General features: G+C 39.4%; 27 protein-coding genes. 4 read left to right on the forward strand and 23 right to left on the reverse strand.

The genetic code is table 11. The features are described 5' to 3' along the window. Positions 1-122: 122 nt before the first annotated feature. Together DFR59_RS01435 and DFR59_RS01440 are read right to left on the reverse strand one after the other, a co-directional pair. Positions 123-578 carry a TlpA family protein disulfide reductase gene (locus DFR59_RS01435; RefSeq protein WP_114743848.1) on the reverse strand — a complete coding sequence of 152 codons (456 nt, stop codon included), beginning with the start codon at positions 576-578 and terminating at the stop codon, positions 123-125. Between the two features lie 75 nt (positions 579-653). Then, positions 654-1202 (reverse strand): peroxiredoxin, encoded by a 549-nt coding sequence (locus DFR59_RS01440; RefSeq protein WP_114743849.1) that lies wholly within the window; start codon positions 1200-1202, stop codon positions 654-656. A gap of 338 nt (positions 1203-1540) precedes the next feature. Between DFR59_RS01440 and DFR59_RS01445 the strand changes: the two genes are divergently transcribed. Then, positions 1541-2410 carry a mechanosensitive ion channel family protein gene (locus tag DFR59_RS01445; RefSeq protein ID WP_425454681.1) on the forward strand — a complete coding sequence of 290 codons (870 nt, stop codon included), beginning with the start codon at positions 1541-1543 and terminating at the stop codon, positions 2408-2410. A gap of 39 nt (positions 2411-2449) precedes the next feature. Here the strand turns inward: DFR59_RS01445 and DFR59_RS01450 are convergent, their stop codons facing one another. From DFR59_RS01450 to DFR59_RS01475, 6 genes are all read right to left on the reverse strand, one after another. Next, positions 2450-3574 (reverse strand): N-acetyldiaminopimelate deacetylase, encoded by a 1125-nt coding sequence (locus tag DFR59_RS01450; RefSeq protein WP_211318504.1) that lies wholly within the window; start codon positions 3572-3574, stop codon positions 2450-2452. 64 nt (positions 3575-3638) lie between these two features. Then, positions 3639-4349 carry a 2,3,4,5-tetrahydropyridine-2,6-dicarboxylate N-acetyltransferase gene (gene dapD, locus DFR59_RS01455; protein ID WP_114743852.1) on the reverse strand — a complete coding sequence of 237 codons (711 nt, stop codon included), beginning with the start codon at positions 4347-4349 and terminating at the stop codon, positions 3639-3641. A 73-nt stretch (positions 4350-4422) separates the two neighbouring features. After that, positions 4423-5310 (reverse strand): transcriptional regulator CcpC, encoded by an 888-nt coding sequence (locus DFR59_RS01460; protein ID WP_114743853.1) that lies wholly within the window; start codon positions 5308-5310, stop codon positions 4423-4425. A gap of 91 nt (positions 5311-5401) precedes the next feature. Beyond that, positions 5402-6922, reverse strand: a complete 1521-nt coding sequence (locus tag DFR59_RS01465) for an MDR family MFS transporter (RefSeq protein ID WP_114743854.1) — start codon at positions 6920-6922, stop codon at positions 5402-5404. Between the two features lie 77 nt (positions 6923-6999). Continuing rightward, positions 7000-7446: a cyclic-di-AMP-binding protein CbpB gene (gene cbpB / locus DFR59_RS01470; protein ID WP_114743855.1), complete on the reverse strand. Its 447-nt coding sequence runs from the start codon at positions 7444-7446 to the stop codon at positions 7000-7002. Between the two features lie 206 nt (positions 7447-7652). Then, a complete protein-coding gene (locus DFR59_RS01475; RefSeq protein WP_114743856.1) occupies positions 7653-7910 on the reverse strand; it encodes a YkuJ family protein in 258 nt (85 codons plus the stop codon). Positions 7911-8193: 283 nt separating this feature from the next. Between DFR59_RS01475 and DFR59_RS01480 the strand changes: the two genes are divergently transcribed. After that, positions 8194-8430 (forward strand): glutaredoxin family protein, encoded by a 237-nt coding sequence (locus DFR59_RS01480; protein WP_114743857.1) that lies wholly within the window; start codon positions 8194-8196, stop codon positions 8428-8430. A gap of 35 nt (positions 8431-8465) precedes the next feature. Here DFR59_RS01480 and DFR59_RS01485 read toward each other — a convergent pair whose 3' ends face one another. The 7 genes from DFR59_RS01485 to DFR59_RS20305 all read right to left on the reverse strand — a co-directional run bounded on the left by DFR59_RS01485 (position 8466) and on the right by DFR59_RS20305 (position 14828). Continuing rightward, a complete protein-coding gene (locus DFR59_RS01485; RefSeq protein ID WP_114743858.1) occupies positions 8466-9086 on the reverse strand; it encodes a DUF3993 domain-containing protein in 621 nt (206 codons plus the stop codon). A 208-nt stretch (positions 9087-9294) separates the two neighbouring features. Beyond that, positions 9295-9534, reverse strand: coding sequence for a hypothetical protein (locus DFR59_RS01490; protein WP_114743859.1), 240 nt, complete (start codon positions 9532-9534; stop codon positions 9295-9297). A gap of 66 nt (positions 9535-9600) precedes the next feature. Further along, positions 9601-10818 (reverse strand): EAL domain-containing protein, encoded by a 1218-nt coding sequence (locus tag DFR59_RS01495; RefSeq protein WP_114743860.1) that lies wholly within the window; start codon positions 10816-10818, stop codon positions 9601-9603. Positions 10819-10897: 79 nt separating this feature from the next. Then, complete coding sequence (gene fadH / locus DFR59_RS01500) at positions 10898-11662, reverse strand: 2,4-dienoyl-CoA reductase (protein ID WP_114743861.1); 765 nt, start codon at positions 11660-11662, stop codon at positions 10898-10900. A gap of 142 nt (positions 11663-11804) precedes the next feature. Then, positions 11805-12020 (reverse strand): hypothetical protein, encoded by a 216-nt coding sequence (locus DFR59_RS01505; protein ID WP_114743862.1) that lies wholly within the window; start codon positions 12018-12020, stop codon positions 11805-11807. Positions 12021-12182: 162 nt separating this feature from the next. Continuing rightward, entirely contained in the window at positions 12183-14300 is a 2118-nt protein-coding gene (locus DFR59_RS01510; protein WP_211318505.1) for a bifunctional diguanylate cyclase/phosphodiesterase, read from the reverse strand. Between the two features lie 201 nt (positions 14301-14501). Then, the gene (locus DFR59_RS20305; protein ID WP_158538282.1) at positions 14502-14828 is read right to left on the reverse strand and encodes a hypothetical protein; all 327 of its coding nucleotides are present in this window, start codon (positions 14826-14828) and stop codon (positions 14502-14504) included. A 211-nt stretch (positions 14829-15039) separates the two neighbouring features. Between DFR59_RS20305 and DFR59_RS01520 the strand changes: the two genes are divergently transcribed. Then, a complete protein-coding gene (locus DFR59_RS01520; protein ID WP_114743863.1) occupies positions 15040-15501 on the forward strand; it encodes a YkyB family protein in 462 nt (153 codons plus the stop codon). Between the two features lie 223 nt (positions 15502-15724). Here DFR59_RS01520 and DFR59_RS01525 read toward each other — a convergent pair whose 3' ends face one another. From DFR59_RS01525 to corA, 4 genes are all read right to left on the reverse strand, one after another. Further along, positions 15725-16633, reverse strand: a complete 909-nt coding sequence (locus DFR59_RS01525; RefSeq protein WP_114743864.1) for a chemotaxis protein — start codon at positions 16631-16633, stop codon at positions 15725-15727. A gap of 103 nt (positions 16634-16736) precedes the next feature. Beyond that, positions 16737-17213 (reverse strand): DinB family protein, encoded by a 477-nt coding sequence (locus DFR59_RS01530; RefSeq protein ID WP_114743865.1) that lies wholly within the window; start codon positions 17211-17213, stop codon positions 16737-16739. A 104-nt stretch (positions 17214-17317) separates the two neighbouring features. Further along, positions 17318-17836, reverse strand: a complete 519-nt coding sequence (locus DFR59_RS01535) for an RDD family protein (protein ID WP_114743866.1) — start codon at positions 17834-17836, stop codon at positions 17318-17320. Between the two features lie 78 nt (positions 17837-17914). Beyond that, a complete protein-coding gene (gene corA, locus DFR59_RS01540; RefSeq protein ID WP_114743867.1) occupies positions 17915-18913 on the reverse strand; it encodes a magnesium/cobalt transporter CorA in 999 nt (332 codons plus the stop codon). 128 nt (positions 18914-19041) lie between these two features. On the opposite strand from corA, the gene DFR59_RS01545 reads away from it, so the two are divergent. Continuing rightward, complete coding sequence (locus DFR59_RS01545) at positions 19042-20196, forward strand: aminotransferase A (RefSeq protein WP_114744231.1); 1155 nt, start codon at positions 19042-19044, stop codon at positions 20194-20196. 53 nt (positions 20197-20249) lie between these two features. Here DFR59_RS01545 and DFR59_RS01550 read toward each other — a convergent pair whose 3' ends face one another. From DFR59_RS01550 to DFR59_RS01565, 4 genes are all read right to left on the reverse strand, one after another. Further along, complete coding sequence (locus DFR59_RS01550; RefSeq protein WP_114743868.1) at positions 20250-21116, reverse strand: NAD(P)-dependent oxidoreductase; 867 nt, start codon at positions 21114-21116, stop codon at positions 20250-20252. A gap of 432 nt (positions 21117-21548) precedes the next feature. Continuing rightward, positions 21549-23267, reverse strand: a complete 1719-nt coding sequence (gene ptsP, locus DFR59_RS01555) for a phosphoenolpyruvate--protein phosphotransferase (protein WP_114743869.1) — start codon at positions 23265-23267, stop codon at positions 21549-21551. After that, positions 23267-23533: a phosphocarrier protein HPr gene (locus tag DFR59_RS01560; protein ID WP_114743870.1), complete on the reverse strand. Its 267-nt coding sequence runs from the start codon at positions 23531-23533 to the stop codon at positions 23267-23269. Before DFR59_RS01560 ends, ptsP begins: the two co-directional genes overlap by 1 nt. 202 nt (positions 23534-23735) lie before the next feature. Beyond that, positions 23736-24785 carry a hypothetical protein gene (locus DFR59_RS01565; protein WP_147278246.1) on the reverse strand — a complete coding sequence of 350 codons (1050 nt, stop codon included), beginning with the start codon at positions 24783-24785 and terminating at the stop codon, positions 23736-23738. Positions 24786-24962 lie beyond the last annotated feature (177 nt).

Here is a 24962-nt window from a genome sequence, read left to right on the forward strand (position 1 = left end):
TTCCAGTTATTTCTGCTAAATTTTTTAAAAAATTATTCAAATCCCCCTATTCTGAAAACAATATTTATAATGAAATGAAAAAAGCTGCCGATTGATAGCTCGGCAGCCTTGGATATTCCTCATTATTCAGCTTTATCTAACTCATCCAATACACGGTTCACACGTTTTTCAAGCATTTTCATACCGCTTCCGCCAGCTTGGAAATGACGAAGTTTTCCATCTTTATCAAATACATAATAAGCTGGGACATATTGATTTTCAAATGCCTCTGTCAACTTGTGCTCACTGTCCACAAAAATGGGCTGAGTGATGCCATGCTCACTCGCAACTTTTTTTATTTCATCGATATTCAAATCGTCCTCAGAACGTGGCATGTGTACCGCTACAACGTTCAATTTATCTTTGTAATCATCACGGAATTGATTCACTTGCGGCATCGCTTCCTTACAAAGGTGGCAGCTGATTGACCAAAAATGAATCAATGTAGGCTTTTCGCCAACTAAGTCCGCTTTTGTCACTTCGCCGTTCAGCCATTCTGTTGCACCGTTTAATTCAGGCATTTGTTCTCTAAGCTTCATAATCGTTCCTCCTTATTTCAAAAGAGGCCTAACTACCTGTTAGGCCTCCAGCATTCAATGATGTATCTTACTATATTATACGTTTAATGTTTTTTGGCCTGGCTTCCAGTTAGCTGGGCAAAGTCCGCCAGTTTGAAGTGCTTGAAGGACACGAAGAGTTTCATCAACGTCGCGGCCGATGTTATTGTGGTTTACCACTTGGTACATCATTTCGCCTTCAGGGCTGATGATGAATAGTCCGCGAAGAGCTACCCCTTCTTCTTCGATGAGTACACCGTACTCACGGGAAATTTCATGATTAGTGTCAGCAGCTAATGGATAGTTAAGATCTCCAAGGCCGTTGTCTTTGCGATCTGTTTTGATCCATGCTAAGTGAGTGTGGATTGTATCTGTAGATACACCGATTACTTCTGCATCAAGATCTTCGAACTCGTCATAGCGGTCAGACAATGCAGTGATTTCAGTTGGACATACAAATGTGAAGTCCATTGGATAGAAGAAAAGAACTGTCCATTTATCGTTTTTCATGTTTTCTTCCAGGCTTACTTTACCAAATTCTTTGTTTGCCAATACAGCATCCATTTCAAAGCGTGGTGCTTGTTTACCTACCATGCGTTCTGCCATTAGAAAATCCCTCCAAAAAGTTATATTATTGAGAAAATCATCTTCACATTCTCAATTAATTCCAAATCAACAGTTAAAATTATAGTACAGGCCGTGTTCCTAGTCAACATCTCATTATAATTAATTTAATTAAAAAATAATTATCCCTTATATTGAAACAGTGCCACTGTAATGTTTTTCCCAAAACAGGCTCATACTAAACGGGCCAATCTCAAAAAGTGATGGGCTTCGAATGGCCCAATTACCCCTTTTTTGAACATAAATCAAGTTTATCATTTCTCTATTAGGGAATAAACTAAAATGCTTCTTCCAATAAGTCTTTAGAAAGGATGATTATATTGGAACTTCTCTTCTCATTTAATCAATTGGGGGAAAAAATCACTCATTATAATTGGACCGCTTTATTTGTAAAGCTTGGCATCATCTTTGTGAAACTCATTGCGATCTATATTGTATATTTAATTGTGAAAGCATTTGGGAACAAAGTGATCACAACAGGCTTTACACAGTATAAAAACCGCAACAACGTTTCAGAAGCAAGAGCACATACCCTTGAGAGCTTGACAAAGAATATCTTTTCCTACATATTAATTTTCATTTTCTTCGTCACGGTACTGCAAGTATTTAACATCCAAGTCACCGCTATTTTAGCAGGTGCGGGGATTGTAGGTCTTGCTATCGGATTTGGAGCCCAGGGTCTTGTAAGCGACTTTGTAACAGGATTTTTCATCTTGCTTGAGAGACAAGTAGAAGTTGGAGATTATGTATCTACAGGAAACTTCTCAGGAATTGTTGAAAATGTAGGAATTCGAACTACTCATATACGTGGATTTGATGGAACGCTGCACTTTGTACCGAATCGTGAAATAACAAGCTTGAGCAATCACAGCAGAGGAAACATGAGGGCACTCGTCGATATCGGCATCTCCTATGAGGATGATATTGATAAAGCGATTACGGTTCTCCAGGAGCTTTGCGATAAAATTGCTTCTGAAGATACTAACATTGTAGATGGTCCCAATGTTCTGGGGGTACAGAGTTTGGGTTCTTCGGATGTAGTCCTTAGAATCATTGCCAAGACAGCAAATGGCGAACAATGGGGAGTTGAACGGAAGCTAAGGAAAGCCATCAAAGAAACACTTGATGCAAATGGAATCGACATTCCGTATCCTCACCAAGTTTATATTGAGAAAAATACCAGTCAATAATAAAAAGCTGCCGGTTGCATTTCCGGCAGCTTTTTCATTTTAAATTTCAAGGTGCTCGATATATCCCGTGACAACATCAATGGCAAAAGGGATGACTGCTTCATCAGGCGTAAGTTTTGCATGATGCAAGCCATATTCAGACCCTGCACCAAGCCAGAACATAAAACCGGGTATTTCTTTTAACATATAGCCAAAGTCTTCCCCAGTCATAGCTTCTTTACATTCTATCAAGTTTACATCCTGCCTCCCTTTAAGGAAGGCCATGAATTCAGCCGTTATTCCCTCATGGTTGTATACTTGATGATACATGCTTCCATAATCAATGGAAGCAGTACATTCAAATCCTGCTTCAATTCCTTTTACCAGGGCTTCTATCCGCTCTTTCACAGAAGCCATCGCTTCATCAGAAAATGTTCTGATCGTCCCTTCCAGCCTTGCTTGTTCTGCAATGATATTTTGAACGGTGCCTCCTGTTATCTTCCCAATGGTAACCACAGCGCTATCCAGAGGGTTTACATTGCGTGAAACAATGGTTTGTAGCTGAGTGACCAGGTGGGAAGCGGCAACAACCATATCCTTCGTGTGATGAGGATATGCAGCATGGCCGCCTTTACCTGTCAAATCAATGAATAATTCCGATGTGTTGGCAAAGAGAATGCCTTCTTTGACCGCTATAGTCCCCGGTGCATATTCAGGAGCAATGTGAAGGGCAAAAATCATATCAGGCATCCATTCCTTCATTTCAGGGCTTTCAAGCATAGGCTGTGCACCTCCAGGCCCTTCTTCAGCCGGCTGGAATATGAACAGAAGATCATCATTGATTGGATTTCTCACAAAATGGCTCAAAACACCGAGTGCAATGCTCATATGAAAATCATGTCCGCATGCATGCATTTTCCCTTGATGTTCCGATGAAAATGGCAGCCCTGTCTGTTCCTCAATTGGCAGACCATCTATATCCGTACGATATCCAATCAATCTTGACGGGTTCTTTCCTTGTATCTTGACAAAAAAGCCGGTCTTCCATTTTTTTATTTCCATTCTTTCAGAAGGAAGTGACTCCAGATAATCAAGTAAATAGGTTTGTGTCTTGAACTCTTGATAGCCAAGCTCAGGAATACGGTGCAGATCTCTTCGAAGAGCAACAAAAGGATTAATTGTCATTATTATTTTCTCCTATAAAGAAAGGGCAGATCCACTTTTATGGAGCTGACCTTTCTATATCGATTTATAATTGTCGAAGTTCTTGTTTGATTTCTGTTTTTGATTTTGTTTTATCATCGATTTTCTTGATGACTCGTGCAGGTGTACCAGCTACAACTGTATATGGGGGAACATCGTCGACAACTACTGCTCCTGCTGCAACCACAGATCCTTTTCCTACAGTTACACCTTCCAAGACTACTGCATTGGCTCCTACAACTACGTCATCTTCAATGATGACAGGTTTTGCGGAAGGCGGCTCAATGACGCCTGCGAGAACTGCACCTGCACCAATATGGCAGTTCTTTCCGACTGTTGCACGTCCACCAAGGACAACGTTCATATCGATCATTGTACCTTCACCGACAACTGAACCGATGTTGATGACAGATCCCATCATGATGACTGCATTGTCGCCGATTTCAACTTGATCGCGGATAATGGCACCCGGCTCGATGCGGGCCTTGATATTTTTCAAATCAAGCATTGGAATAGCAGAGTTTCTGCGGTCGTTTTCAATGACATAGTCTTCGATTTTTTCTTTATTGGCAGAAAGGGCTTCAGAAATCTCAGACCACTCTCCGAATACCACACCTGATTGTCCGGTAATGAATGTCTGGGAATTCTTTCCGAACTCCAGCCCTTCTAGACTGCCTTTCACATACACCTTTACTGGCGTAGATTTCTTACTATTTTGTATAAATGAAATAATTTCATTTGCATCCATCATTTTCATAAAGACTGTATTCCTCCTTGTTTGCTGTTCTTTCTGAACATACTTTATCAAACAACTGCATTTAACACAAGAATTAAAAGGCGGTTGGATCTGATTGTAAATATTCTTGAATTACTTCAGTGAAGGCCTGTACCTGCTTAAGCTGAAACGCTGATTCATAGCCCAGCAGCCATGTATCCCTTTGGAGTGCAGAATCGTGGTCATCCATTAATGGAACCTTATAAATATCAGTATCCGCATCATTCAAGGTAATAGCCGGCAAAATTGCATATCCAATTCCGTTGATGGTCATTTGTTTGCACGTTTCGATCTGATCCACAACTATTGTCCTTTTTGGGGTCGTTTGAAAATGGCGATGCCACCAATCCTGAATTTCCTGATAATAGTTGGAGTCGCTTTTAAATTGGATGAAGGGGCGGTCTGTTTTCAGGACTTCTTCAATATCCCTGATTTCTTTATCAACCAAATATAAGCTGTCTTTAAACAAGTGAAGTTTTGGCCCTTTCCAATCAGGCGTTCCCCTGATGATTCCAATATGAACCTCATCATCATAAAGTGCTTTTATGATTTCACTGCTCCATCCGGTGATCAGAGAAATTTTGGCATGTGGATATTTCTCCACAAACCGCTTCAACACTTTTGGAAGCCAATTCTGCCCCACAATAGAGGCGCAGGCAATTTTTAATGTTCCATGCACATGGGTTTCAAGTGACTGCATTTCTTCCTTTACTTGTTCTTCCTTTTCGATGACTTCCTTGGCAAACTTGACAACGAGCTCGCCTGCAGGTGTCAATGATAATCCTTTTTGCGAACGGATGAAGATTTTTGTCCCCCACTCTTTTTCGATGTTTTGCAGCCGCTGTGATAATGCCGGTTGTGAAACGAACAGCCTTTCAGCAGCTTTCCTCATATTCATTTCCTGTGCAAGAACAGTCAACAGCTGATATTCAGAAAATGTCATGCCGCACCCCCTTCAATAAGTTTTGCTTATATTATATAACCAATCTACATAGTTTTCATTATACAAAAAAAGAATGCCTCTTTGGACATCCTTAATTCGCTTCTCTCCTGCGGTCTTTAGGCAGGAAGAAAATAAATAATAGACTGAGGACGGCAAATATCAGTACCGCCCAATACACAATATGAAGGGAATGCGTCAAACTGTTCTGAAGCAGCTCTTTAACTCCGGAACCAAGATGGCTTCTTTCGGATGCATTCAAGAGCTGATTAGTAGAGTCTACATTCAAATGATCGGTCTTATCTGAATTATGCTCTGTCAGATAGACAAGGATATTTTTATTTAATATTCCTCCTAAGAGCGCAGCACCGACCGTATTTCCCAAGTTTCGCATGAACATATTGGATGCTGTCGCAATCCCTCTCTTTTCCCAGGAAACGGTGCTTTGGATGGAAACAATGAACGCAGTGGATGTGAGACCCATGCCGATCCCGACGAAGAATGAGCCGAAAGCGGCCCATATCGGTCCAGCAGCTGGTGTCATTAGAACAAACAATACACCACCGACAATCAATGACGCTCCTCCAATCAAGGACGTTGCCCTGTAGCCGATTTTAATCAGCAGCCTTCCTGAAATGGTAGAGGCAATCGGCCAGCCAATAGACATCGCAGTCAAAGTGAAACCTGCAACTGTCGCTGATTTTTCCATGACCCCTTGTACAAATGCAGGCAAGAAGCTGGATAGCCCGATCAGCATGACCCCGGTTGTCAATGAGACAATATTGGCAATCAAAATGGACCGGTTTTTCCAGATATCAAATGGCATGACTGGGTTTACAGCCCTTTGTTCCTGCCAGATGAAAGCAAGCAGTGCAACAAGTGCGAGAGTCGACAAGGCAAGGACTTTACCTGAAGCCCATGGCCAATGCACGCCACCCTCAACCAGGATGATCATTAATGAAGACAGAAGAAGTGTAAGCAGCCCTGCCCCTCCGTAATCGATCGATGGTTTCTTTGATGAGATATTTTCCTTAAGGAAAAATGCCAGACCGATGATCGATAAAATCCCCAATGGGACGTTGATCCAAAAAACATATCTCCAGTCCACATATTGAACTAAAAATCCGCCGATGGCAGGACCCATGATGGCAGAAATCCCCCATACACTGGATAAATACCCTTGTATTTTGGCTCTTTCCTCCGGAGAATAAATATCACCGACGATCGTGGTGGCAATCGGCATGACTGCCCCCGCACCGAGTCCTTGGATCAAACGGAACACAATGAGCATTTTCATATTAGGGGAAAACCCGCATAATACTGATCCAATCAGAAAAAGTATGATACCAAATGTAATGACAGGCTTCCTTCCGAAAATATCAGACAGTTTACCGTAGATTAACACCGAGATGGAATTCATCAATAAATAAGCAGAAAACACCCAGCTATATAGCGAAAACCCACCAAGGTCGCTGACAATTGCCGGCATCGCGGTTGAAACGATCGTCGCTTCAATCGCTCCCATGAACATGGCCAGCATGACTGATGCCAAAACAAGCGGTCTTTTTGTCTTCCGCATAGCATCCCCATTTTTTTTATAAGTTGCAGCCTCCATTTTTCAATCCCCTACCATTCACCATTAAAATGCCAGGCATCCGGTATTACTGCCGGCTGCCTGGCTCTATTAACATCTTATAAGTGATTCAATCGATTGACATAACCCCTTAGCTGTTTGAGCATAGTCCTGCGTGTAAAGATTCCTTCAAAGACTCCATCTTTGTCCTCCACGCAAAGGAAGTTGTTATCAACCAGCAAATCCATTGCTTTCTTGAAATTTTCCCCTAGACGAATACGGGGAAAATCAGTCATCATCACATCTTCAACCCGTTTATTTTCGAGTTTTTCATATTCGATTTTCTCCAACCCTAAAATGGATTCTGTTATTAAGGCAGAATTGAGCAGTCCGTGCAATTTATATTGTGGATCCAGAACAGGTACTGCAGAATATCCGCTTTTAGTCAAAAGTAATAATGCGTGTTCAAGATTATTCCCCATCTGAACATGAGCAACTTTCTCAGACGGGATAATATGTTCGTCAATTTTTGTTTCTAAAAATTCTTTGCTTTGCACTGAAATCATATTAACTCCCTCGTTTTGAAATAGACATAGATTCAACATCATTGTAGCACAAATAAATTTCCAATGCTTTACACATCCTCTGCACAACTTAAAAGAATGCAGCAAAGGAATTGATGGCATTAATTTTCATTCCCTCTTTTTCTTTTTCAAAACCTTTGGTAAGAAGTGTACGAATTCCTCAATAAAAAAGACCCCTGAGCGGGATCTTATTTAGATGGATCTCTTTCTTCCTGCAATAAATCAAAAATTTCAATTGCAGCGATATCCATGTCATCAAATTGAAATTTATTAGCTTTTGAATCTGTATCATAAACTTCAAGTTCAAAAGCTCCAGTGGAAGGAAAGTATTTCACTTGGCAAAGTGTCTTCCCGTTCATTTCAAAAAGTCTTTGCTGTACTTCACCATTTTCGTTTGTTTCCTGCATTGTTTTTAGTCGTTGAATAATTCCGAGTAATTGAGACATGTTAAATCCCCTTTCCATCTTCTCTATAATGTATGATTTGCGGAAAAGCCCATTCTATCCGTCAACATTATAAGCTATTTCTGATTAAAATGGGTGAATCAGAAATAGGATTTATTTTGTTCATTTCATTTCAAAAAACAAAACTCATTTAAAAACTTTATCATACTTTGTAAAGAAAATCACTTAGAAAGAATTTACTAAATACTCTTTTTGACAGAAACCTAAAAATAAGCGACACTATGAAAAGCGTTCAACGATTTTATTGATGAAAGAGGAAATTGAAATGAAAGAAGTAATCGTTTATTCACAGCCGGAATGTCCTCCTTGTGAAATCGTGAAACTATTCCTCAAGGAACATTCCATCCCATTTAAAGAGAAGAACATAAAAATTGATTCCAAGGCAAAAAAAGAATTGATAAACCATTACAAAGCTTTTTCCACACCGGTTACTATCATCGATGGAGAAGCTGTAATAGGATTTGATCTCGAGAAAATATCTTCTCTTTTAAACATTAAATAAGGACCCCTTTGCCAGGGGCCCTTATTTTTATATGATTAACCGAACAAATAAAAAGCTTCTTTAAATGGAGAAAATGAAAATGAAGTTAAAAAATGCCCTATCAGACGATTGGCCAAAGCTGGCGTGTCATCTTTTTTCTTAGCCGTTTCCTTTTTAACTGCGATATCTTCCGGAGTGCCCATCCCGATATCATCGATTTTCCATCCATCATCCGTTTGAATCCATCTAACCCATTGATAGCCATCTTCAAAAGATACAGGACCTTCACCATCATCTACGAATTTTTCCATTACATAAATAGCATCTTTAGTACTATTAACTGCTTTTGTCTTTCCATCCTCATAGGTGAAAAACGGTATAAAATATTGCGCAAAGTCAGAGCCGAATGTCTGATATCCATTATCGGTTTGAACGATATTTTCATTTATGAATTTATCCATGAACTCATCAGTGAAATAAGGTGTCAATACTTGTTTTACTTCCCCCATAGATCTTTCCTTTTCGCTTAACGCGACTTGGGCATGAAAAGCATCTTTGGTTGCTGAAATCATGTCCATTCTGCTATCAGATGCCTTTGCCGGTGCAGACACTGCTAACGCGATAAAAAGGAACGCTGCCGATAACAAAACTCCCCTGCCGACCATTTTTAGATTCATGCAGTCCTTCTCCTTTCGATCTCCCTTTTGTCTGTCCTCATTGTAGCAAGTGAAAAGTGTCGATATGACTTCAATCGTTCGTAAAATTCCAACAATAATCTGTATAATATGACTTTACCCACCAACACTTGCGGTATTCTGGTTAAAAAGACCCAAAAAAAATAACCTCAATATGAGGTTATTTTTTTAGCATATAAGAAGATTGTAATCAATACCTATGCTGAAAAGCTTCATATGCGACATATAGCAATGCCAGACCAATTATGATGATATAGGTCAGGAAGATGGGGTTCCGTATATAAGAATGTTCCTTGACAGCCCCGGATATTTTTGAATCCAATTCACCTTCCACTGCTTTTTGGCCTTTGGCAATAAATAAAGTGTAAATAAGGGCAAATGCCAAAATAGCCACACAAACGATGGATAGGATGATCATGTATATACTCATGAAAGCTCCATCCTTTCAGGAATTTTTATTCTTACCATTCCCAAAAGGGGGCTCGTGTATTCAATCCTACCTTAGCAGTCCTTCCTGTTCGTAGAGAAATTCATAGGACAAGTCGATAAATAAAAATTGGCCGTTTTTTAACGGGTATGAAAATGTCCGGATATTCTGCCCGGTTTCTAAATCACTATATAAATCCGATAGCAGACCTTTTTGATCACGATTCATTTTAACAATATTTTCAAGGAAATACGGACGCCAGCTCCAGTTTTTCCCTTTATATTCAGCTTGCAAAATCCAGTTCTTATCCTTCTTAAAATAGTTGGAGGACTGCTGAATTCCATTTTCGTCGCATATATAAAGTCTGAAGCTCATGTCTTCTAATTCTTCCGCTATTAATTTCAAGGTTGGATCCGGTTCGCTCCCTTTTTTGCTGCTCAGAAAAAACTGCTGAAGCTTTTCTTGCAGTCCGTCCGCAAGCCTGTAGACCATTGCTAATTTATTTTTCTCATGTTCAATATATTTTTCAAATTTAGACTGGAGTTCTTTTTTGCACACATATTCTTCTGTAAAATCACTGTTGGGCTTATGAAGGAAGAATCCCTGATAATACCTTCCACCATTCAGCCAGGCAAATTGAAGCTGAAAATCCATTTCAATACTCGTAAATAAAAGGGATGCCCCAACTTTTCGCGCCAGGAGGGATATCGAAAATAGAATATCCTTTAAAGTCGTATTTCCGATATCTGTCCTAAGTGCTTTAAGGTCAACTTTTAATATATCGGGTGACAGCTGGCTTATCCGGTCAAGCTGTCCGTTTTCTTCCCCCATCTTGTCTAAAGCGATCTTGATACCCAACGCTTTCAGATATCTTAAAAAATGGTTTAAATCCGTTATATCACCGTTGTAGTTCCCTTCGGAAATTTCGAGGACAATCCGATTTAAAGACAATCCCTTCTCCTCAAATTCCTGAAGTATGGAAAGAAGCTGTTCACCATTATCAGCCATTAAGAGGTCGAGTTCCCGATTGATAAATAAAAGAGTTTCTTCTTCGCTCATCAATGCCTTCTCTAATGCTTTTGTTAAAACAAGATTATCAATTTCAATCCTGAATTCCTCTGGAATATGCACATCCTGAAAGAATGGGCCCAAGCTTTCAAATTCTTCCCCTGTTTGGAATCTGCCAAGGATTTCGTAACCGATGACCCTATGTTCATCTGCACTGAAAATTGCCTGAAAAAATGGTACAACCCTTTCACTTTTTGTTAGTATCTCTAGTGGATCCATTGTCAGACCTCCGGTTCCATGCAATATCATTTCTCTATTATATAACATTTCACCATGGCAGGTCTCTCTCCAAATTCAATCAAAACGGAAAAGGATTCAGCCATTGGCCTCCATCCATTGTTATACATTCTCCATTAATATAGCCTGCTTTATCGGAGAATAGGAAATAAGCCAACTCTGCAATTTCCTCCGGTGTTCCAAGGCGATGAAGGGGAACGCTGTTCAATGTCCTTTTAGCAGCTTCTTCTGATTCCCATAGCTTTTCTGCGCCGCCAGTCCTTTCAATCGGACCCGGGGCAATGGCGTTAGTTCGGATTCCATATTTGTGCCCCCATTCAACTGCCAACGTCCGTGTCATGGATAGCACTCCTGCCTTTGCTGCTGCTGAATGTATGACTCCAGCTCCGGCATTCCATGCATAAGTAGCAACCATATTGATGATGCTCCCCTTGATTCCCTTCTCGATCCAATATTCACCGACAAGACGTGAACAATAAAAAGTTCCATTCAATACGATATCGATTACAGACTTCCATCCATTTACCGATAGCTTCTCAGCAGGGCAAATAAAATTCCCTGCCGCATTATTGACTAAGTAATCAATTGTACCAAACGTTCTCACGGTCTCATTGATCATGTTCTCAACATGTGCCGGTTCCCTAACATCCATTTGGACGATCAGTACATCGTCACCTGATGAAGAAATTTCATTTTTCGCTGCTTCCAGCTTTTCTAAGTTTCTTCCTGTTATCACAACTTTGGCGCCGCCATCGACAAATCTTTTAGCCATGTATTTTCCCATCCCGCTTGAACCACCAGTTACAATCACAACTTTATTTTCCACTTAATATATCCCCCTTATAGCAAATCTTTGAATGAATACTCATTCATTATACCAATCCTCTGTCCCATTTCGCAATATTCTCACTATTATTAAACTCACTTAAAAAAAGACAAAAAAAAAAGACAGTGTCACTGTCCCTATCTCATTCACTCTTATTGATCAAAGCGTTATTTAATTTGGCAAGCGCCCTGACAATTGATTTTTTTCGGCTGTAGCCCTTTATATTGATCGTTACATCATTGAATTCGGCAATAACCTGACCCCATGCCCCGGCAGATTTAAACCCATAGATATATAATTTTATCAAGCCCTCTTCTATAGGAAGAAACATCATTTCGATTTTTTCATTTTTCTTCATCGGCTAACTCCCCTTTCTACAGAGAACACATCTTCCGACTACATTACTTTAATGGACAATGTAAAAATTGTCAAAATCGATGACTCAGGAAAAATAAAGAGAAAGCCCGCAAAAATCCATATTTATACCATATGAACTGCAGGCTTTGCCTATTCTCAATCGCTACATATTTGCAACAAGCAAATTCGTTTCAATTTCATTTGGACTGACAGGTTTACTGAAATAGAATCCCTGTGCCTTTTGGCATTTGGCATCGAGCAAAAACTCCACCTGGCTAAAATCTTCTACCCCTTCAGCAATCACCTCAAGTCCAAGGCTATGAGCTAAGTGAATAATTGTTTTTGTAATGGCAGCATCTTTGCTGTTCATTTTGATTTCCTTTACAAATGACTGGTCGATTTTTAATATGTCAAGTGGAAACCTCTTAAGATAATTCAATGAAGAATAGCCTGTGCCAAAGTCATCGACAGAAATGACCACACCGATTTCTTTTAATCGATTAAGCATCATCAGCGTCATCCTGGTATCCTGCATCGCGCCTTCTGTTATTTCGATTTCCAGTACATTTGGAGGTAAATCATACTTTATTAAGGCATTTTTGATGAATTCCGGCAGCTTGTGCTGCAAAAACTGCTTCGGTGAGATATTAATGGCTATCCTAATATTTTGGTGGCCTTTTTCTCTCCAGGATGCAATCTGTTTGCATACATTTTCAATGACCCACTCCCCGATTGGTATAATCAACCCTGTATCTTCTGCTAAAGGGATGAATTGAGATGGAGCCACAAAGCCAAATACGGGATTCTGCCATCTTAGGAGCGCCTCGAAACTATCCATCTTCCCCGTTATCAAATTTACTTGGGGCTGATAATAAATGATCAGCTCATTTTTTTCGATCGCCCTTCTCAGATGGGACTCCATTAAAATGTAATTCGGAAAGGCTACATTCATATCTGCATTATAAAACCGATAATGCGCTTTGCCTTTTTGTTTGACTTGGAAAAGAGCGCTGTCGGCACTTTTAATCAACGATTCTGTATCTTTTCCGTCACTCGGAAACATGCTGATTCCAATTGAAGGAGTGATAAAATATTCTTCCTCCATTAAGTAAACGGGTTCACTGAATACAGCCAATATCTTCTGTGCTGCTTTCTCTGCACAGCTTCTATGGGCTTGAAGCAGGACAACGACAAATTCATCCCCACCCAGACGGTAGATCCTATATCTCATCAACGAAAGATTCATGAGCCTGTCAGCGATTTTCTTCAAAATTTCATCACCAGTCTTGTGGCCCAATGTATCATTGAAGTATTTGAACCTGTCCAAATCAATATAGAGCAGGGCCATTTCCACCCTTTCAGCTTGAGCTTTCGGAATTTCATCCTGTAAATGCTCCAAAAGGGCACGTCTGTTCCAGAGACCTGTTAATTGATCATGAAATGCCATATACTTTATGGTTTCCGTATTTCGGGAATGTTCAGTCATATCTCTTATAATCACATAGATGCCAATTATAGAATCATTCACCACAATGGGAATGGACTTTAACTGTACAAGCAGTTCATTTCCTTTTTTGTGGATGATGCTGCAAATGCTCATTTCTTTCGCATTCCCTGAGAGGGCTTCTTTTAGCATATGAGAAATAGAAGCAAGCTCTTCATCCGGTACCAAATTGAAGATTGATCGCTGAACAAGTTCTTTTTCACAATACCCCATCATTGATTTGCTCGCAGAATTGGCATTAATAATTCTGCCTTTATCATCCAGTGAAAGTATCGCATCAAGATTGTGATCAATAATGGATCGATATCTCTGTTCACTTTCCAACAGCATATTTTTTTCATCAAATGTTGCTGTCATATCCCTTGATATTGCTACGACAAATTCAATTTCACCAGTCTCTTCATTATGTATAGGAGTCAATATAGACTGATTAACGATGGATTTCCCATTTGGCAGTTCAATTCTGTCGTAATAGGAAGTTCCCTTTGAGTTCTTCAGAATCTTCTTGTATTTACTTTGAAGAGTGATGGAGGCTTCGTGATCGCCAATGACCTCATCCATATAGCTGCCAATGCTTTCAGAAGATAAACCTGCCTGCTTCAATCCTATTTCATTGACAAATAGATATTTGAATCTTTCGCATTCCCCATGCTCCACTTTCATAATGAATACAGCATCATTAATATGGTGGAGAATGACCTCATAGAGAATCTCTTTAATTTTATTTTTATTTTCATTTAGTAGTTCATTATTGAGAATCTTTTCAAGCTGCTCCATCATACCATCCTTTTATGTTCACATACATCTGAACTATCGATTCAATTATTTTACCCGTCCCATTCTTAAATTGATATCAATAATCAGAATTTCAGCTAAATAGGTTTAATACTATTTTACTAGTATTTGCAGGGTATTTACTAGAATGATTCTGAAAAATTTATAAAATCGCAATAAATAGGTCTATATACCCATTAGTTTTTATACTAGACGTTTGTCCTGTCCTACCACCGGACAGGCGCATCTGTCTTTATTGTACATAAAATGTTGACAGAGAAAGGAGGTATGAGTTGATGTATCCTCAATACTATCACCCTTACCGAGCCCCCATGAATTATAGAAATGATGAACGATTCTTTTTTGGTCTAGGATTGCTTCCATTTTTGGCAGGTGGATTAGCAGGATTGGCAGTGGGACCATTCTTATATAACCGCCCATGCTGCCCACCGTATCCTTATCCGCCGTATCCTGCACCGTATCCTGCTCCATATCCTGCTCCATACCCGGCGGCATATCCAGGCTATCCACAACAATATCCGCCAATGCCTCAACAAAACCCGAATTTACAGTATGCTCCGGTTAACGAAACGATAAATGTTTATAAATGACAAAATTGACAGCATCAATTAAATGGTGCTGTTTTCCATTCGAGTCTTTCCTTTAAAGTGAAAAAGTGGTATAATCAAGACAATTCGGACAAATCTTCAGACCTATACTAAAATTGAAAGGAGATTCCAGCTTGAATTCTCAAGGAAAAACCACCCCTTCCAACACTACTATAGAAAACCTCTCCCGTGCTATTTTTACCGTAAATCGGCATGCCAAAACAGCTACCAACCCCAAATTTTTATACAACCTAAAAAGACAAGCCATCCTCAAAATGCTTAAAGAAGGCAAAGCAAAAAAACTTGGATTACACTTTTCGGAAAATCCCAAATTCAGCAAGCAGCAATCCGATGTACTCGTTAAATGTGGAGAATACTTGTTTCATATTCCCCCATGCAAACACGATTTTGAAAATCTGACGCACCTTGGTGAACTGGACTATTCAACAAGAAATCCAAATTATCGAATGCCTTTGACTCACGCTAAAAACCTCCTGCAAAAATACACTGGCGTCAAAGAAGAATCAAAGCAGCCTCCGGGCAAGAAAAAATATTCAAAGCCTGTATTTAAGAAACTTGGAGACAGTTTCTTTTAAAATTATAGCTCTTTTCTCAAAGTTTGTTGCTTTACGCATTATACCAGGAGAACTTTTGCAATCTATGCAGAAAATTCAGCTAGAAAAGAGCCTGGATACTCCATTTCAACGCGCAAAACAGGTGTTTTTACGTTAAAATCGGCTTTAAGATTTTAACAACAATATTTACGAAAACAGCCTTAATTGTTCAAAAAAAGCGGACACTTGTCCGCTTTTTTTATATTTATTTCATTAATTTATCCATTAACAATACCAGTTCTTCTATCTCAGGCTTGCTTACCTGCCCTTCTGCCCCAACCATTTCCCCTTTATGCTTCAGATCTTCTGTAATCAATGAAGAAAAGATAACGACTGGAATTGAAGATAGAATCGCATGTTCTTTTATTTTTTTCGTCAAATGATGTCCATCCATCTGGGGCATTTCTATATCTGTAATGATGAAATCTGGAAGCTTTGCAGCGTCGCTTTGTTCGGCTTGCTTCTGAAGATAGGTGAAAGCATCTTTTCCATTCTCAAAAAACTCTGTATGGACGTAGCCCGCCTCCATTAGCGTATCATGAAGAAGCTTTCTTAATAGCGGAGAATCCTCTGCGACGACAATCCGTTTTTCAGATCTCTCCCTCTTACCAAGCTTTTTTATTCTGTCCGTATGGATTCCGGATTCAGGATCAATATCCAAAAGGATTTTTTCGAAATCTAACAGAAGGACCATTTCGTCATTTCGTTTAATCACACCGACGACTTGTACTGCACTGCCTTGATACATCTGGGAAGGCTTTTCGATTTGTTCCCAAGAAATCCGGTGTATACGCGTTACATTATGTACTCGGAAAATCACGCTTTGTTTATTGAATTGTGAAACAATGAACTTCTCCTTTGCAGGATCGACCTCTGCACCCATTTCCATATCCAGAGCCTTGGCTAAATTGATGACCGGCAGCACTTCTCCCCGAAGCTGTATGATTCCTTCAACAATAGGATGAGCATGCGGAATCTTAGTTGTTGGTACAGGCTGAATGATTTCTTTAACCTTAATGACATTGATTCCGAATTTACTATTTTGCAACTCGAATTCTATTATTTCTAATTCATTCGTTCCGCTTTCAAGCAGAATACCTTTATTATTTTCCATGGATGTTTCACCCTTCCGACAAAGAGGTTATTATAATCTATCATTTTTTACTATATCATGAAATGGAAGGAAATTATGTTTTATAATTAAAAATGTGGTTATTTCATCCACCGGTGCGTGTCTTGAGGAATTGATCCACTTGATTCATATGGTGTTTATCATGCCATATAAAATCCAGGAATAATTCAGCCAGCGTCATTTCATTGCTGCCGACCTTAAATCTCACATCGAGATCTTCCTCTTTGAAGACTGCAGCCTTTTGGATCAGCTTCATCCTTGTACTCATACCTTCCTCTATCAGTTCCTCGCTTTTCTTATCTTTTGCATATTTCCATGCAGCCTGATTAACTGTTTCAAATGGAGGGAAATCTTTTACTGTGTTGCCGCTCCCGATCATAGGGAACTTTTCATCCATGCAATGAACATCCCAAAACATGATATGACTGATGATGGCGCTTGGAGACCATTTCCCTTCACCGATTGGTGCGTGGAACCAATTTTCATCGGTTTCTTTTAAAGATTCAAGCCAGGTCAAGTAATCCTGATGATGTTTCATGACTTCTTTCATGGACGTTTTCATAGCATTGTCCTCCTAATCTTCTTATCTACCCTCTATATATTCCTTTTCAAAGAGGCATTTCCTTCTCTTTTTAGACAAAATAAAAGCTGCCTTTATGGCAGCTTTTATCGTTTTACTACTATTGTTCCGGCGATGAGATCGTGAAGCGCCTGTTTTTTTTCTGTAAATGCTGCAATTATGTAGCCGATCATTAGGATTGTGGAAAGGAAACTCATGGCCAGAAGTCTTCCTAAGGCACGCCAGAATGAAATTCGATTGCCATTTAAGTCAGTAACCTTAAGTCCGAGTATCCTCTTCCCTGGCGTAGCCTGCATCTTTGATGAATGGAATCCGGCGTAATACAGGATGGATGCCAATAAATTAATGATGACCACTATGCCATAGGCAGCAAACATACCGATAAGCTGGCTGTTTGTGAGTTCCTGATCAACGTAGTCAGGATCATCAATTCCTTCAAAAAAGCCTGTAGCTCCGAAGAAGAAAAGAAAAACAAGAACGGTGATCCCTGCCAGAGGAATCCCTAAAAATATTCCATCTAGAAGATAAGCAGCAAATCGTTTCCAAAACCCGGCATACACCGGCTCTTTTTCGACAATCATATCATTCTTTTCAAGCAATTCCATGTGGTTAAACCCCCAAAAACACAATTTCTGATTATTATTAGTTTAACTTTAATGCATGGAAATGCAATTTGTAAATATTTACTTTAATTTCAGGAATCTTTTTCTCTTCATTTTCGGTTTGTTGAACCGCAGCCAGCCGATTTTCATAAACATCATGAACATGATAGCAGCAATAATCAGCATCACTCCCAATACGGCAAAATAGCCATATTTCCAGTGCAATTCGGGCATGACTCTAAAGTTCATACCATATACTCCCGCGATGAATGTCAATGGCATGAATATCGTAGTGATTACTGTAAGTGTCATCATGATGTTATTCATTTTATCTGAATTGATGGATAAATAATTATCTCTTATATCCGCTGAAAAATCACGGTAAGATTCCAGCATCTCCACAAGCTTTATCAGGTGGTCATAAACATCCTGAAAGTATAGCTGCTGGTCTTTCAAAAAAGCCATTCTTTCTGAGTGAAGGATCCGATATAGAAGATCTCTCATAGGAATCAGCGATCTTCTAAGCTTGGACATTTCATGTCGGATATCAAATAGATGATCCATCAGTTCATTAACCGTCTCTTCCCCGGAATTATCCTCAATTACATTTAAGCGGTCTTCAATACTGTAGACAGGCGGAAAGAACTCATCGACAAATTTATCTATTATAGCGTGAAGAATATTAAATGGGGTTTGACCTAAAGGCTCGCTGGTGTTCTTCATTCCATCCCATATTTGGTTAATCTCACGAACAGGATGTTTATGATACGTTACGATGAAATGATCATTAACGAAAACATCTACTTCTTTTGGATCAATGGTTGCATGATCCAATGCATGCAGCACAATAAAAAAATATCCTTCGTAAAAATCCAATTTTGGCCTCTGGCTGAAAGTGTCAAGGCAATCTTCTACAGCAAGGGGATGGAAATGGAAGAACTCCTCTAATTGGACATCCTCTTTAGAAGTTGGATCTGAAAAATCAACCCAATACCAGAGAATATCTTCATCCTTGCATCTATTTAGGGGCGCATCGTATTCGATGACTCCATTATTCCTGCATAAACATGTTCGAATCATAGCACGGCTCCTTCAAATACTCTTACTATATTATTTATCCCAAAATCATTAAGTTAATCTATTTCAGTTAATCATTGCACAAAAGAGTGATAAAATGAACATACAATCACGAGGAAGGAAGATTGGCATTGGAACACTTAATCAATGAAAAAGTAAAAATGATTGAAATCTCAGGAATAAGAAAATTTTTTAACTTGGTGAGTGATATTGAGGGAATGGTCTCTTTGACAATCGGCCAGCCTGATTTTGATACACCCGAACATATCAAAGCTGCAGGCATATCTGCCATTGAGCAAAACCATACCTCCTATACGCACAATGCCGGACTCCTTCCATTAAGGGAAGCGGCTTGTAAATATATGGCTGAAAAATATGGCTTAACCTACGATCCGGCCTCGGAAGCCATCGTAACAGTAGGAGCCAGCCAGGCAATTGATATCACATTAAGAACGATATTATCAGAGGGTGATGAAGTCATCCTGCCTGGGCCTGTTTATCCTGGCTATGAACCTCTGATTCGGTTATCCGGCGGCAATCCTATTTATGCTGATATTTCATCCAATAAATTTCGTATGTCGGCGGAAGTCATTGAACAACATTTAACAGACCGGACAAAATGCATCATCCTCCCTTATCCATCAAATCCCACGGGAGTCAGTTTGACTGAAGAAGAGCTATCGGAAATTGCCGAGTTGGTCAGAGGAAAAGACATCTTTATTTTGGCGGATGAAATATATAGTGAAATCGTTTACGGCCATAAGCATAAATCAATTGCAAAGTATTTAAAAGAACAAACCATCGTCATCAATGGACTTTCAAAATCCCATTCCATGACTGGCTGGAGAATCGGACTTCTATTTGCACCGGCCGCGATCACAAAACACATTATAAAAGTCCATCAATATAATGTTTCATGCGCTTCATCGATTTCCCAGCATGCAGCATATGAAGCTCTTACTAATGGAAAAAATGATGCAGCTGACATGACGAGAGTATATAGAGAACGCAGAGATTATGCATTCAGACGGTTGTCAGAAATGAATCTTAGTACAGTCAATCCTGATGGAGCCTTCTACTTTTTTGTAAAAATCCCGGACTATATTACTCATTCATCTTTTGAATTCGCAATAGATTTGGCGAAGAGAGGAAAAGTAGCAGTCGTCCCTGGAAGTGCGTTTTCCTCTTTTGGGGAAGGGTTTTTCCGAATGTCCTACGCCTGCTCAATGGACATGCTAAAGGAAGGGCTTGACCGAATGGAAGAATATCTTAAAAATTACAAGTAAAATGAAAGAAGCTGCATATCCCTCCTCTCATTACAGAGGGTATGCAGCTTCTTTTATGCCCAATATTTATAAAGTGCCTGTGTACCGCTATTTTCTTCTCCGGCATTTCTTAACTGATCATACATTTCTTTAGCCATTTTCAATCCTGGTAAATCAAGATTCATTTTTTCAGCCTCATCAAGTGCAATACCCATGTCTTTAATGAAGTGCTTAATAAAAAATCCCGGACTAAAATCTTCTTTTAAAATTCTTGGAGCCAGGTTGCTTAAAGACCAGCTCCCTGCTGCGCCAAATGAGATGCTTTCCAGTACCTTATTAGGATCAAGTCCAGATTTCTCTGCATAGACCAACGCTTCACAAACACCGATCATGTTTGTGGCAATGGCAATTTGATTGCACATTTTTGTATGCTGGCCGCTTCCCGCACCACCTTGAAGGACAATATTCTGGCCCACCACTGAAAGGACTTCCATGGCACGATCAAATCCTTCTGGATCTCCGCCTACCATGATCGTAAGTGTTCCATTTTTAGCTCCGATATCTCCACCTGATACAGGGGCATCTAAACTGACAAGACTTCTTTTTTTAGCCTCTTCATATATCTCTTTTGCCAATGTAGGCGTAGAGGTGGTCATATCGATCAAAATAGATTCTGCGGCAGCATTTTCAAGAATGCCGTCTTTTCCATAATAAACCTCTTTCACATCTGACGGGTACCCCACCATCGTTATCGTCAATTCTGACTTGGAGGCTGCCTCACCCGGTGTACTGCACCAAAAAGCACCTTTTTCAATTAAATCCTCTGCTTTTTCCTTCGTACGATTATAGATATTAACTTCATATCCATCATTAAGAAGGTTAATAATCATACTTTTCCCCATAACGCCTGTGCCGATAAAAGCAATACTTTTTCCTGTCATGTCTTCATCTCCAATTGAGGTATGTAAAAAAAAGACCTGTTCATGATTAATCATGACAGGTCTCAAAAAAAGGGGGGTATGTGAGAATCTCCAACTTTATGCTTGATAATAGTATACCCGCCAATCCTTTTTTGAAACCTATAAAAAAAATTATTTTCAATTAATTTTAGCACCCTTCTTTCAAGAACAAAAGAAACTCGCATTCCGATCAATTCCCATAGAAATGAATTGGATATTTTTCTTTAAAAAAGCGCTTACATATACTATAATAGAGCATGTGCTTTTCAAGCATAAAAAATTGGATGGAGCCAGTGGCCCCACCCATCAAATAGGGGGAAATGAGAATAAAAAGCTTTCAACGTCTTACCGTTAGCTCATTAATTAATTACCCCATTTATAATAATTAAAAACATTTTTTCTGTAACGGTTTCATTACAGTTCAATGACTTTTTTTACAGCCTCAATGACTTCTTCATTCGTGCGCAGTTGAAGAACCTCTTCTGACAATTTTTCAACGTCTGATTTATTCAAACGGGAAATTTGGGAGCGGGCCTTCAAGATGGAAGTGGCACTCATGGAGAACTCATCCAAACCTAAACCAAGCAAGATCGGAATGGCAATTTCATCTCCCGCCATTTCACCGCACATGCCTGCCCATTTACCTTCTTTGTGAGCCGCATCAATAACCATCTTCACAAGGCGCAGAATGGCTGGATTGTAAGGCTGATACAAATAAGATACCCTTTCATTCATGCGGTCTGCTGCCATGGTATATTGAATGAGGTCATTTGTACCGATACTAAAGAAATCTACTTCCTTCGCGAATAAATCTGCCATCACTGCTGTGGATGGAATTTCGACCATGATTCCAACTTCAATATGTTCAGCTGTATCTACTCCGCTTTCAGAAAGCTTTGCTTTTTCTTCAAGAAGGATGGATTTTGCATCACGGAACTCTTGAAGATTGGAAATCATCGGAAACATAATCTTTAGGTTTCCATAAGTGCTTGCTCTTAAAAGGGCGCGCAGTTGAGTCCTGAAGATGTCCTGCTCCTCCAGACAAAGTCTGATGGCACGGAATCCCAAGAAAGGATTCATTTCCTTTGGAAGATTCAAATAAGGAAGTTCTTTATCTCCGCCAATGTCAAGTGTCCTAACAACGACAGGCTTTCCTCCCATTCCTTCCAACACTGCTTTATAAGAATCAAACTGTTCCTCTTCGCTAGGAAGTTCATTTCTTCCCATGTACAAGAATTCTGTCCTGTAAAGACCTACCGCTTCCCCGCCGTTTTCAACAACCCCTTTTAAATCCTTTGGAGTTCCGATATTTGCAGCAAGTTCTACGTGGTGACCATCTTTAGATACGGTCGGTTCATTAACAAGTTTCGCCCACTCTGCTTTTTGAGCTTCATAATTATCGTATTCTTTTTGATATTGGCTGATCACTTCTTGAGTTGGATTAATATGTACTTCTCCATTTAATCCATCAACGATGACCATATCGCCATTTTGGATTTCTTCCGTTGCTGTCTTGGTTCCTACGACTGCAGGGATTTCCATTGACCGTGCCATAATGGCTGAATGGGATGTTCTTCCTCCGATATCAGTTGTGAACCCTTTAACATAAGTTCTGTTGAGCTGTGCGGTATCAGATGGAGTCAAATCCTCCCCTACTATGATTACTTCTTCAGCAATCATGCTTGGGTTTACAATTTGAACACCCAATAAATGGGATAGGACACGTTTTGTTACATCACGGATATCTGCAGCACGTTCTTTCATATATTCGTTATCCATTTGTTCGAACATGGAAACGAACATATCTGCTGTTTCTTTAAGAGCGAATTCTGCATTTATCCGATCTGTATTGATTTTGTCTTCTATTGGTGTGAGCAATTCAGGGTCGCTTAATACTAGAAGATGTGCTTCAAAGATGGCAGCTTTATCTTCGCCTAGATCTGTCTTCGCTTTATCACGGATTGCTTCTAACTCAGATTTAGAAGTTTCAATCGCTTTCTGGAAGCGGGAAACCTCTTCACCTTCATCCGTAATGGTGCGCTTTTCGACAGTTAAATCAGGTTCGACTAATCGATATGCCTTTGCAATTGCAATACCGTTAGATGCTGCAATTCCTTTAAGAATGCTTGACATTATTCAGCCAAACCTTCTTTTTTCAATGTTTCTTCCAAGCTGTTTAAAGCGTCCTGTTCATCGTTGCCCTCAGCAATAATAGTAATTTCTGCGTCTTTGCCTACACCAAGAGACATAACACCCATGATGGATTTAAGGTTAACTTTTTTCCCTTTATATTCAAGGTGGATTTCAGAGTTGAATTTGCTTGCTGTTTGAACCAATAATGTTGCTGGACGTGCATGGATTCCAGTTTCTGCTGTTACTGTAAATTGTTTTTGTGCCATATTTAACTACTCCTTTTATATGAGATAATTTTGCTCGCTTCATTAAAGTATCCAATCTTGGTCGATTCGTCAACAAATTACTTAAAAATGCAAGCATACAAAAAAACAGGGAGCTATCCCTTTCAATTTTTAAGGATAGCATGTCCCTATATGTAAGACAATTGTATTGCTCATAAATTTATTATTTCAATTTATGGAAAGACTATGACATCTTTTTAAAATTGTTTTTAAGGACTTCCCTGCACTCCATTTGTTTTTTTACATCTTTGATGGTTTTTTCAAACTCCACCAGTTCTTCATCACTTATTTCCCGATTCCCGTACCTCACCATTTCATAAATTTCTATAAAAGCAGCATCGCAGGATACTTCTTGATTATTCATCCATTCTCCGATGGTTTCCCAGCCCTTTCTCGACATGCCTTTTTTAGCAGCGAGTTTCTCCAATTCCTCCACAAGATCCCTTACCTTGTTTTCACTCTTTGAATAATAAAAAGCACTTTGTTCATAATCTTCACCCTCTATTTCTCGTCTCTTTGCCGATTTTATAACAGCATTTGCTGTTTCAGCCTCTGCTTCCTTTGATATGAATTTTCTTTTCCTGAAATAAAAGAGGACTCCTCCGATAATCAGAATAAACAAGAGGATTAAAACATCATCAAGCCAATCAGGCGTTTTTTCTGCACCCTGCCCCTGAAGCTGCTTCTGTTCTTCTACCTCATTGAACTTTATTGTACTTGTTGTGTCATGCTGGGATTTTTCCCTTTCAATCATCCTTGTCCGCAGCCATTCCATAATGGGGCCGAAAATATAGCCAAGAAGATAAATGACTCCCTTAAAAATTAAGTTTAGGCTGTTATGAAGATATGGACTGAATAGCAGCACGGCTGCTAAAGAAATCAAAAACAATACGAAGTAGCCAAAACTTATTATGAAAACCATCTTCCTTTTTCCTGGAACGGAAGACCCTTTCACTGTTTGAGAAATAAAAGCTCCGTATGTAAACACGAACAGTTGAAGAAGCAATAGCGAGATAATGACACTTTGGCTTGCTGGATCGTATGCTTTAGCGAAAAAGTAAATGAATAACCCTATGAAAATAGCAGAGGATGCCGTTTTAGAACTGACAGCTTCATATTGAATGTTCTCAAAGACTGCATGAGCCCGTATCTGGATAAAAACGAGCAAAATCCCAATCAGCCACCAAGGAATCCCACCGATCAGACTAAAAATGATGAGGATTATCATAATCATATATGGCCGAGGACTTTCCTTCATGAAAAGGGAAGACAATAGCACCGCGAAAAAAACGGATACTAAGATTGAATAAACAACTCTGCCCTGATGTGTCATAAGAAATATTGGAAATACGCAAATCAAAAGTAAGATGACTTCGCTCATAAAAGCAACATTAAATTGAATACACCGTTT

It is taken from the genome of Falsibacillus pallidus (assembly GCF_003350505.1).
Taxonomy (GTDB): Bacteria; Bacillota; Bacilli; order Bacillales; family DSM-25281; genus Falsibacillus; species Falsibacillus pallidus.